Origin of the sequence: Ramlibacter sp. (assembly GCF_035706265.1) — a bacterium.
In the GTDB taxonomy this organism is placed as follows: Bacteria; Pseudomonadota; Gammaproteobacteria; order Burkholderiales; family Burkholderiaceae_C; genus Ramlibacter.
In genome coordinates, this window is record NZ_DASSVG010000075.1 from 1 (window position 1) to 10,323 (window position 10,323).

The window sequence follows — 10,323 nt, forward strand, 5'->3', positions numbered from 1 at the left end:
TGATGGAGGCGCTGGAAGAGCACTGGCAGGTGCTGGACGAGCCCGCGCCGCCCGCGCAATGGGTGGCGCGGCTGCAGCAGCTGCTCACCGATTTCTTCGATGCGGCCGAAGCGAGCGTCGACGGCCTCACGCTGTTGCGCGCGCAGACCGCGCTGGACGAGTGGCAGCTTGCCTGCGAGGAGGCACAACTGGCCGAGCCGCTGCCGCTCTCGGTGGTGCGCGCGCACTGGCTGGAGAGCCTGGAGCCGCCAGGCCTGCACCAGCCCTTCTTCGCCGGCGGCGTGACCTTCGCCTCGCTGATGCCGATGCGCGCGATCCCCTTCCGCTGGATCGCGCTGCTCGGGATGAACGACGGCGACTATCCGCGCTCGCGCCCGCCGGTGGACTTCGACCTGATGGCGCAGGAGTACCGCCCGGGCGACCGCTCACGGCGCGAGGACGACCGCTACCTGTTCCTGGAGGCGCTGCTGTCGGCGCGCGAACACCTGCACGTGAGCTGGGTCGGCCGCAGCATCCAGGACAACGAGGAGCGGCCGCCCTCCGTGCTGGTGGCGCAGCTGCGCGACCACCTCGCGGCCGGCTGGCGCCTGCAGGGCGCCAAGGGCGACAAGCCGGGGCGCGAACTGGTGAAGGCGCTCACGGTGGAACACCGCCTGCAGCCCTTCCACGCCGCGTACTTCGACGGCAGCGACCCGCGGCTTTTCAGCTACGCGGCCGAGTGGCGCGCGAGCCTGCACGCACCGGCCGTCGGTACGCCGACGCAGGCGCTGGATGCGCCGTCCGCCCAGGCGCCGCTCACGCTCGCGGCGCTGGGTCGCTTCGTGCGCAACCCGGTGCGCGTCTTCTTCGAGCACCGGCTCGCGGTGCGCCTGGCCGACGAGGATGCCGCGGCGCAGGACCAGGAGCCTTTCGGCCTCGATGGCCTGGAGAACTGGACCCTGCAGGACGAATTGATCCGGGTGCAGCGCGCGGCGGTCGATGCCGGCGCGTCGCGCGAGGACGCGCTGCAGGCGCGCCTGGCCCGCTTCGCCGCGCGCGGCGAGCTGCCGCACGGCGCCTTCGCGGCGCAGGTGGCGGCGCAGCTCGCGCAGCCGATGGACAAGCTGTTCGAGCGCTACATGCAGGTGTTGCAGGCCTGGCCGCACGCGCTGCCCGACGAGCCGCTCGCCTTCCGCGACGAAGGCGCGCAACCTGTACTGCTGTTCGAGGACTGGTTGTCGCAGTTGCGCGCCGCTGCGGATGGGGCGCGCTGCCGTCTGGTGCTGGAAAGCAGCGGCCTGGTGAAGGACCGGCGCTGGCGCCTCGCGCGCCTGCTGCCGCACTGGGTGGCGCACGTGGCCGGCCAGCTCGAAGGCCGCCCCCTCACGAGCGTGATCGTCAGCAAGGCCGGCAGCGCCACGCTGCCGCCACTGGCGCAGGATGCGGCGCTGGCCTGGTGGAAGGACCTGCTGCAGGCCTGGCGCGAAGGGATGCGCCGGCCGCTGCCCTTCAGCGTCGAAAGCGCCACGGCCTGGCTGCGGTACGCGGCGCCGGAAAAAGGCGAGCCTTCCATGGACCGCGCCCGCGAGGAGGCGCGCAAGTGCCACGAGAACGAATGCAAGCGCGATCCCTATCTCGCCCGCGCGTTTCCCGGCTTCGACGCCTTCTACGTCGACGAGTTCGAGCACTGGGCGATCAAGCTGCTGCGCCCCTTGCGTGACGCGCTCGGCGCGCCCCCGAAGGGAGAAGCGGAATGAGCCCCGTGCTGCTGGACCCGCTGCGCTTCGCCCTGGAGGGCAGCGCCCTGATCGAGGCGAGCGCGGGCACGGGCAAGACCTTCACGATTGCCGCGCTGTACCTGCGGCTGGTGCTGGGGCACGGCGGCGAGGCGGCCTTCCCGCGAGCGCTGACGCCGCCCGAGATCCTGGTCGTGACCTTCACCGAGGCCGCCACCAAGGAACTGCGCGACCGCATCCGCGCCCGCCTCGCCGAAGCCGCAGATGCCTTCACCGGCGAGGCGAAGGAGCTCGATCCGCTGCTGCGCGACCTGCGCGCGAGCTATGCCCCCGGTCAGTGGCCGGCCTGCGCGCAGACGCTGCGTCTGGCCGCCGAATGGATGGACGAGGCCGCCGTTTCCACCATCCACGGCTGGTGCAACCGCATGCTGCGCGAACACGCCTTCGACAGCGGCAGCCTGTTCAGCCAGGCCCTCGAAGCCGACCTGACCGAGCTGGAGCAGGAGGCCGTGCGCGACTACTGGCGCACCTTCTTCTATCCGCTGCCGCCGGAAGACGCCGACTGCGTCGCCGGCTGGTGGAAGACACCCGACGCGCTGCGGCTCGCGTTGCGCAACCTGCTGCCGCAGGCCGATCGCCTCGACGACGCGCCCGAGCCGGCGACCGCGCTGCGCGAAGCCCGCCTCGCCCGCACGCAGCAGATCGAACAACTGCGCGCGCCCTGGCCGGCATGGTGCGACGCGCTGCAGCAGATGCTCGATGCCGCCGTCGACGCGAAGAAGGTCGACGGCCGCAAGCTGAAGAAGGCCGACTACCAGCGCTGGCTGCAGAAGCTGCGCGAGTGGTGCGCCGGCACGCAGCCCGTGCCCGATCTCACCGCCACCGCCTGGACGCGCCTCACGCAAGCCGGCCTGCGCGAAGCATGGAAGGTTGCCGACGATGCGCCCCGGCATGAAGCGCTGGAAGCGCTCGAGCTGCTGCGCGAGCGGCTGGCCTGCCTGCCGGAATGCAAGGACACAGTGCTCGCGCATGCGGCGCACTGGGTCACGGCGCGCATGGCCGCGGAGCAGCACCGCCGCGCGGAGATGGGCTTCGACGACCTGCTCACGCGCCTGCGCGACGCGCTGCGCCGGCCCGACAGCGGCGCGCGGCTCGCGGCCCTGATCCGCCGCCAGTTCCCGGTGGCGCTGATCGACGAATTCCAGGACACCGACCCGGTCCAGTACGAGATCTTCCGCACCGTCTACCAGGGGCAGGCCGACACGGCGCTGATCCTGATCGGCGACCCCAAGCAGGCGATCTACGCCTTCCGCGGAGCCGACATCTACACCTACCTGGAGGCGCGGCGCGACACGGCGGGCCACCACACCACGCTGGGCACCAACTACCGCTCCACCCAGCCGATGGTGGAGGCGGTCAACCACCTGTTCCTGCAGGCGGAGCAGCGACCCGACGGCGAAGGTGCCTTCCTGTTCCGCAGCGAAGGCGAGAACCCGCTGCCCTTCCTGCCCGTGCAGGCGAAGGGGCGCGAGCAGCGCTGGCGCGTGGCCGGTGCGGATGCGCCGGCGCTCACCTGCTGGTGGCACGACCCCGGCGAGGCGCTTCGCCCCGGCGCGTACCGCGAAGCCCTGGCCGATGCGACGGCGACGGAGATCGTGCGCCTGCTGCGGCTGGCGCAGCAGGGCCAGGCCGGCTTCGTCGACGAGAAGCGCAAGGTGCAGCGGCTGTGCCCGCGCGACATCGCGGTGCTGGTGAACGACGGCACGGAAGCGCGCGCGGTGCGCAAGGCGCTGTCCCAACGCGGCGTGGGCAGCGTCTATCTCTCCGACCGCGACAATGTCTTCGCCAGCGACGCGGCCGGCGAGCTGCAGCGCCTGCTGCAGGCCTGTGCCGCGCCCGACGAGGGCGGCCTCGTGCGTGCCGCGCTCGCCACCGCCTTGCTGGCGCAGGACTGGGCGGCGCTGGACCGGCTGAACCACGACGAGCTGCACTGGGAAGAAAAGCTGGAGCAGTTCCGCGGCTACCGCAATTGCTGGCAGCGCCAGGGCGTGCTGCCGATGCTGCGCCGGCTGCTGCACGACTTCCAGGTGCCGCAGCGCCTGATCGCGCTCGACGAGGAACGGATGCTCACGGACCTGCTGCACCTGGCGGAGCTGTTGCAGCAGGCCAGCATGCTGCTCGATGGCGAGCACGCGCTGGTGCGCTACCTGGCAGAGCAGCGCGCCGAGGGCACGGTGGCCGTGGACAACCGGCAGCTGCGCCTGGAAAGCGATGCCGACCTGCTGAAGGTCGTCACCGTGCACAAGTCCAAGGGACTCGAATACCCGCTGGTGTTCGTGCCCTTTCCGTGCGCCTGCCGCCCGGTGAAGGCCGACGAAGTGCCGGTCAAGTGGCATGACGACGAGGGCCGGCTGCAGTTGTCGCTGCGCGCCGAGGATGCGGTGCTGGCCCGCGCCGACCACGAGCGCCTGGGCGAGGACCTGCGCAAGCTCTATGTCGCCTTGACGCGCGCGCGCTTCGCGACCTGGATCGCGTTGGCGCCGACGCAGGACCTGGAGCGCAGCGCGCTGGGCTACCTGCTCGCAGGCGGCGGGGCGATCGTGCCCGGCCAACTTCGGCGCGTGGCGGAGGTCGCACTGGGCGCCTGCCCCTCCATCTCCGTGCAGCCCGCGCCCGCGCCCACCGAAGACCGCTACCGGTCGGACGAGCCGCCGCTGCAGCTCGCCCTGCCGCCGCCATTGCCGGCCCGCGCGCCGGAGCCGTGGTGGATCGCCAGCTATTCGCGCCTGCGCCGCGCCGCGGGTGGCCCGACACCACGCGAGCACCGCATTCCGCAGACGGCCCAAGAAGAGACCTATCTCGAAGCGGCGGAGGAGCGGCGGCCCGAGGCGGCCGCGCCGGTCTCCACGGGGACGCTGCACGATTTCCCACGCGGCCCCGCGGCCGGCAGCTTCCTGCACGGCCTGCTCGAATGGGCGGGCCGCGAGGGTTTCGGCGCCAGCGCCGCTGCGCCGGCGGAGCTGCAGCGCCAGATCGCGCGCCGCTGCCGGCCGGCGCGCTGGGCGCCGCACTGCGAGGCGCTGGGCACCTGGCTCACCCGCTGGCTCGCGACGCCGCTGGACCTGCGCCGCCTGACACCGGATGCGCGCCTTGTCGCGCCGCGCGAGCTGCAGGCGATCCAGCCGGAGATGGAGTTCTGGCTCGCCGCCTCGCACGTCGAGGCGCAGACGCTCGACACGCTGGTGTGCCGCCACACGCTGGAGGGCCTGCCGCGTGCGCCGCTGGAATCGCAGCAGCTCCACGGCATGTTGAAGGGCTTCGTCGACCTCGTGTTCGAGCACGAGGGGCGCTACTACGTGGCCGACTACAAGTCCAACTGGCTGGGGCCGGACGACGGCGCCTACACGGTGGAAGCCATGCGCGACGAGGTGCTGCACCACCGCTACGAGCTGCAGTACAGCCTCTACCTGTTCGCCCTGCATCGCCTGCTGCGCTCGCGCCTGCCGGACTACGACTACGAGCGCCACGTCGGCGGCGCGGTCTACGTGTTCCTGCGCGGGCATGCCGCGCCCTCGCAAGGCTTGCACCTGGAGCGTCCGCCGGTTGCGTTGATGGACGCGCTGGACCGCCTGTTCGCGCAGGAGGTGCCGGCATGAACGCGATGCTGCGTTCGCGCGAGGCGTGCCTGCAGCTGCTCGAAAGCTGGGTCGCGGCCGGTTGGCTGCGCGAGCTCGATGCGGTGTTCGCCGCCTTTCTCGCGCGCGAAGCGGAGGATGCGGATCCGTTGCTGCTGCTCGGCGCCGCTTTGGTGAGCCACCAGCTCGGGCGCGGCCACGTGGCGCTGGCCCTCGATGCGGTGGTGAAGGATGCGGCGGACGCGCTGGCGATCCCGCCGGAGGACGAGCGCGAAGCGGCGGAGCCGATCGCACCCGCCGCCCTGCTGCAGGGCGTCAGCCTGGCCGATTGGCAGCGCGCGCTCGCGGATCCGCGCCTCGTGGCGCCGGGCGAGGGCAGCACGCCCCTGGTGCTGGAAGGCACGCGCCTGTATTTGCGCCGCTTCTGGCAGCACGAGCAGTCGGTGCGTGCCGGCATCGAGCAGCGGCTCGCGGCCGAAGAGGCCTGGAGCCCGCAGGCGCTCGGGCAGGCGCGCCTGGCACTGGACGAACTGTTCGTGCGCGACGACGCAACGCCGAACCCCGACTGGCAGAAGATCGCCTGCGCGGTGGCGCTGCGCACGCGCTTCAGCATCGTCACCGGCGGTCCCGGCACCGGCAAGACGACCACCGTGGTGCGGCTGCTGGCGCTGCTGCAGCACCTGGCGCTCTCGGGGCAGGACGGCAGCGCCCGCCGCCTGCGCATCCGGCTCGCGGCGCCCACGGGCAAGGCAGCGGCGCGCCTGAACGCTTCGATTGCCAACGCAGTCGCAGGGCTGCGCCTCGCGCGGCTTCCCGCCGGCGAGGCGGTGCGGCAGGCGATCCCCACCGAGGTGAGTACGGTGCATCGCCTGCTCGGAAGCTTCGGCGGCACGCGCCGCTTTCGCCACGACGCGGGCAATCCGCTGCCGCTGGACGTGCTGGTGCTCGACGAAGCCTCGATGGTGGACCTGGAGACCATGGCCGCCGTGATCGCGGCCTTGCCGGCGCGCGCGCGCCTCGTGCTGCTGGGCGACAAGGACCAGCTCGCCTCGGTGGAAGCCGGCAACGTGCTGGGCGAACTGTGCGCCCGCGCGGACGCCGGCCACTACCGGCCCGCGACGCGCGAGTGGCTCGAATCGCTCACCGGCGAACGCATTCCCGCGGAACTGGTGGACGTGCAGGGCGAGCCGCTGGACCAGGGCGTGGTCAAGCTGCGGCACAGCTGGCGCTTCGGCGCGGCGAGTGGCATCGGCCGGCTCGCGGAGGCGGTGAACGAGGGGAACACGGCACGCGCGCAGCAGATCCTGCATGCGGGCCACGACGACCTCGCCTGGCTGGAGCTCGATGCACGCGACGCGATGCTGCGGCGCCTGGTGCTCGATGGCTACCGGCAGTACCTCGCGCGGGTGGCGCAGGCGCCGGCGTCCGAGGCGCCGCGCGAGGCCTTCGATGCCTGGGCGCGCGAGGTGCTGCAGGCCTACGGCAGCTTCCAGCTCCTGTGCGCCGTGCGCCGCGGGCCCTACGGCGTCGAAGGGCTCAACGACCGCATCGCCGCGTTGCTGCATGCGGAGAAGCTCACGGCCTCGGCCACCGGCTGGTACGCAGGGCGGCCGGTGATGGTCACGCGCAACGACTACGCGCTGGGCCTCATGAACGGCGACGTCGGCATCACCCTGCCGCTGCCCGTGCCCGGCGAGGCGCGCACCTTGCCGCGCGTGGCCTTCGAAGGCAGCGACGGCGGCATCCGCTGGATCCTGCCCAGCCGGCTGCCGGCGGTGGAGACGGTGTTCGCGATGACGGTGCACAAGTCGCAGGGTTCGGAGTTCGGCCATGCCGCGCTGCTGCTGCCGCAGGAGGCGAGCCGCGTGCTCACGCGCGAGCTGGTCTACACCGGCATCACCCGGGCCAAGAATCGCTTCACGCTGGCCGTGCCCGCCGGCGCGCAGCATGTGCTGGAATCGGCGCTCGCGCGGCGCACCCGCCAGGGCGGCGAGGGGCCGCGCGTGACAGGAGGAGTTCGACCATGACGCAAGACAACGCGCCGCGCGCGGAGGTGCTGGAGCAGCTGCTCGCGGAGCGCCACAGCTGCCGCGGCTTCCGGCCCGAACCGGTGCCGCGCGCCACCGTGGAGCGCATCCTCGCGATCGCGCAGCGCACCGCTTCCTGGTGCAACGCGCAGCCGTGGCAGTTGCACGTGCTCTCGCCCGAGGCGACCGAGCGCCTGCGCGGGGAACTGATGGCCCACGCCCGTGCGCATCCGCCGCAGCCGGACTTCGCGTTCCCGGCCAGCTACGAAGGCGTCTACCTCCAGCGGCGGCGGGAGTGCGGACTGCAGCTCTATGCCGCCACCGGCGTGCCGCGCGGCGACAAGGCCGCGTACGAGCGCCAGTGGCTGGAGAACTATCGGCTGTTCGGCGCGCCGCAGCTGGCCATCGTGAGCAGCCATGCGCCGCTGGGCACCTATGCCGCGATCGACTGCGGCGCCTACGTGCACAACTTCATGCTGGCCGCCTGGTCGCTCGGCGTGGCAAGCATCGCGCAGGCCGCGCAGGCAGCCGCCGCGCCCTTCTGGCGCGAGCGCCTGCAGTTGCCCGAAGACCGCAAGGTGGTCTGCGGCATCGCCTTCGGCTACGAGGACCCGGCCCATCCCGCCAACGCCTTCCGCACCTCGCGGGCGGAGGTGGACGAGGCGGTGCAGTGGGTGGATTGAGGGTTACCGGGCCGGCACCGCCTCCGGCGACACCTGCGGCGCCATCAACGTGAACCCCTTGCGCGGCAGCTGCAGCGACACCAGCGCCGCCGCGATCAGCAGCGTGCCCGACGCGCCGAACGCGATCCAGTGCGTGCCGAAGTGCTCGTAGGCCCAGCCTCCGAGCCACGAGCTGATCGTCGCGCCCAGCTGGTGCCCGAGGTACGCCATGCCGTACAACACGCCCACCAGCCGCACGCCGTACACGTCCGCGAGGATGGCCGAAGACAGGGCGATGCTGCCCGCCCACACCAGCCCGCCGATGGTGGCGGTGGCATAAAGCTCCCAATGCGTTCCCACCAGCACCAGGGCGAAAAAGCCGAGCCCGCGGATGAAGTAGATCACCGCCAGCAGCTTGCGGCGCGGCACGCGGTCCGCCAGCCGGCCCAGCACCAGCGTGCCCCCGATCGCCACGATGCCGATCAGGCCGATGCCCATGGAGCTGGTGAAGGCGTCGAAGCCGTGGTCCATCAGCATGGGCATGCCGTGCGTGCCGAGCAGGTTCATGCTGAAGCCGCAGCAGAACAGGCCGAAGAAGATCTTCCAGAACGGCACGGTGCGCATGGCCTCGCGCAGCGTCAGGCTCAAGGGCGGCGTGGCCGACCGGGCGCGCTGGGCCGCGGCTTCCTCGGGCAGCAGGTCGGTGTGTTCCGGCGCCGTGTCGCGGATCACGAACAGCGCCGCCGGCAGCGTGAGCCCCATGAACACCGCGGCGAAGCCGACCAGGGTGGCGCGCCAGCCGAAGGATTCGATCGCCCAGGCGCTCACGGGCGTCATCACGGCCATGCCGGCCATCGAGCCCGTCGAGAGGAAGAACAGCGCCATGCCGCGCCGGCGCGTGAACCAGTGGCTGATCACCGGCGTGAGCGAAACCGGGCTCACGAAGGCCAGGCCCACGGAAAAGCCGACGCCGAAGGCCAGCATGAAGGAGAACGGATCGCGCGTGAGCACGGCCCAAGCCACCGAAGCCCCCACCACGCCGGCCCCCAGCAGCAGCACGCTGCGGGTGCCGAAGCGCGCGATCAGGTGGCCGCCCACCGGCATCGCCAGCCCGTAGCACGCCATGCCGATGGCCACGATCGTGGCGAGCAGGCTGCGGCTGAAGCCGAGGTCGTGCGCGATGGGCAGGAAGAACGGGCCGATGCCGAGCCGCATGCCGGTGGACAACAGGGTCAGCAGGGCCGCCGCGGCGACGATGTTCCAGCCGAAATACCAGCGGCTGCGCAATGCCGAAGTCAAGCTTTCACTCCTTGTGGGCCGAGGGGTGAAGGGGCCCCGGCGGCCCTATTGTGGCGGCATCGGCGCGCCGGCGCCGGGGCAGGGGCCATCGGCGGCGTGCCGCGCCGGCCGATCCGCTCTCCTGTCGGCAAGGCTGGTTTAATGCGCGCATGCCCGACTCCACCCTCACCCCCGAACTGCTGGCCGAGCTGCGCGCCTGGGAAGGCCGCAGCGAAACGCTGCGCGACGAAGTCACCGCCGCGCCCGTGCGCAACCTCTCGGCCACCCTCGATCGCGACGATCCGCTGCCGCAGGCCGGCACCGAGCTGCCGCCGCTGTGGCACTGGCTCTATTTCCTGCCCTGCTACCGCCAGAGCGAGGTGGGCCCCGACGGCCATGCGCGCCGCGGCGGCTTCCTGCCGCCGGTGCCGCTGCCGCGCCGCATGTGGGCCGGCGGCCGCCACACCTGGCATGCGCCGCTGCGCGTGGGCGACAACATCGAACGCACCTCGCGCATCGGCTCGGTGACGCACAAATCGGGCCGCAGCGGCGACCTCGTGTTCGTGCTGGTGCAGCACGAGGTGCGCAACGCGCAGGGGCTCGCGCTCACCGAGGAACACGACATCGTGTACCGCCCGCTCGCGCGCCCCGGCGACCCGGTGGCCGCCCCGCAGGCCGCGCCGGCGGACGCGCCCTGGTGGCGTGAGATCGTGCCCGACCCGGTGCTGCTGTTCCGCTATTCGGCGCTCACCTTCAACGGCCACCGCATCCACTACGACCGCAGCTACGTTACCGAGGTCGAGGGCTACCCGGGCCTGGTCGTGCACGGCCCGCTGATCGCCACTCTGCTGGCGGACCTGGCGCGCCGCCAGCGGCCGGAGGCCAGCTTGCGCAGCTTCAGCTTCCGCGCCGTGCGGCCCACCTTCGACCTGCATCCCTTCCGCGTCTGCGGCAAGCCGTCCGCCGACGGGCGCAGCGCGCAGCTCTGGGCGCAGGACCACGAGGG

General features: G+C 72.2%; 5 protein-coding genes and 1 pseudogene. 5 read left to right on the plus strand and 1 reads right to left on the minus strand.

Going from position 1 to position 10,323, the window contains the following annotated elements:
- The 4 genes and pseudogenes from VFM98_RS02845 to VFM98_RS02860 all read left to right on the plus strand — a co-directional run.
- Positions 1-1,736, plus strand: a pseudogene (locus VFM98_RS02845) (exodeoxyribonuclease V subunit gamma); the annotation flags it as partial.
- Positions 1,733-5,371, plus strand: a complete 3,639-nt coding sequence (recB, locus tag VFM98_RS02850; protein WP_325108384.1) for an exodeoxyribonuclease V subunit beta — start codon at positions 1,733-1,735, stop codon at positions 5,369-5,371. The pseudogene VFM98_RS02845 and the gene recB, both read left to right, overlap by 4 nt.
- Positions 5,368-7,377 (plus strand): exodeoxyribonuclease V subunit alpha, encoded by a 2,010-nt coding sequence (gene recD, locus VFM98_RS02855; protein WP_325108385.1) that lies wholly within the window; start codon positions 5,368-5,370, stop codon positions 7,375-7,377. Before recB ends, recD begins: the two co-directional genes overlap by 4 nt.
- Positions 7,374-8,060, plus strand: a complete 687-nt coding sequence (locus VFM98_RS02860; protein WP_325108386.1) for a nitroreductase — start codon at positions 7,374-7,376, stop codon at positions 8,058-8,060. The genes recD and VFM98_RS02860 overlap by 4 nt, the downstream gene beginning before the upstream one ends.
- 3 nt (positions 8,061-8,063) lie before the next feature.
- On the opposite strand, the gene VFM98_RS02865 is transcribed toward VFM98_RS02860, so the two are convergent.
- Positions 8,064-9,338, minus strand: a complete 1,275-nt coding sequence (locus VFM98_RS02865) for an MFS transporter (RefSeq protein ID WP_325108387.1) — start codon at positions 9,336-9,338, stop codon at positions 8,064-8,066.
- Between the two features lie 149 nt (positions 9,339-9,487).
- Here VFM98_RS02865 and VFM98_RS02870 point away from each other — a divergent pair.
- On the plus strand, positions 9,488-10,323 hold an 836-nt coding region (locus tag VFM98_RS02870; RefSeq protein ID WP_325108388.1), incomplete at its 3' end, for an FAS1-like dehydratase domain-containing protein.

What these genes read in the sequence shown, in the direction of transcription:
- recB (WP_325108384.1), top strand. Translation starts at nt 1,733, where the DNA reads ATGAGCCCCGTGCTGCTGGACCCGCTGCGCTTCGCCCTGGAGGGCAGC.
- VFM98_RS02860 (WP_325108386.1), top strand. Translation starts at nt 7,374, where the DNA reads ATGACGCAAGACAACGCGCCGCGCGCGGAGGTGCTGGAGCAGCTGCTC.
- recD (WP_325108385.1), top strand. Translation starts at nt 5,368, where the DNA reads ATGAACGCGATGCTGCGTTCGCGCGAGGCGTGCCTGCAGCTGCTCGAA.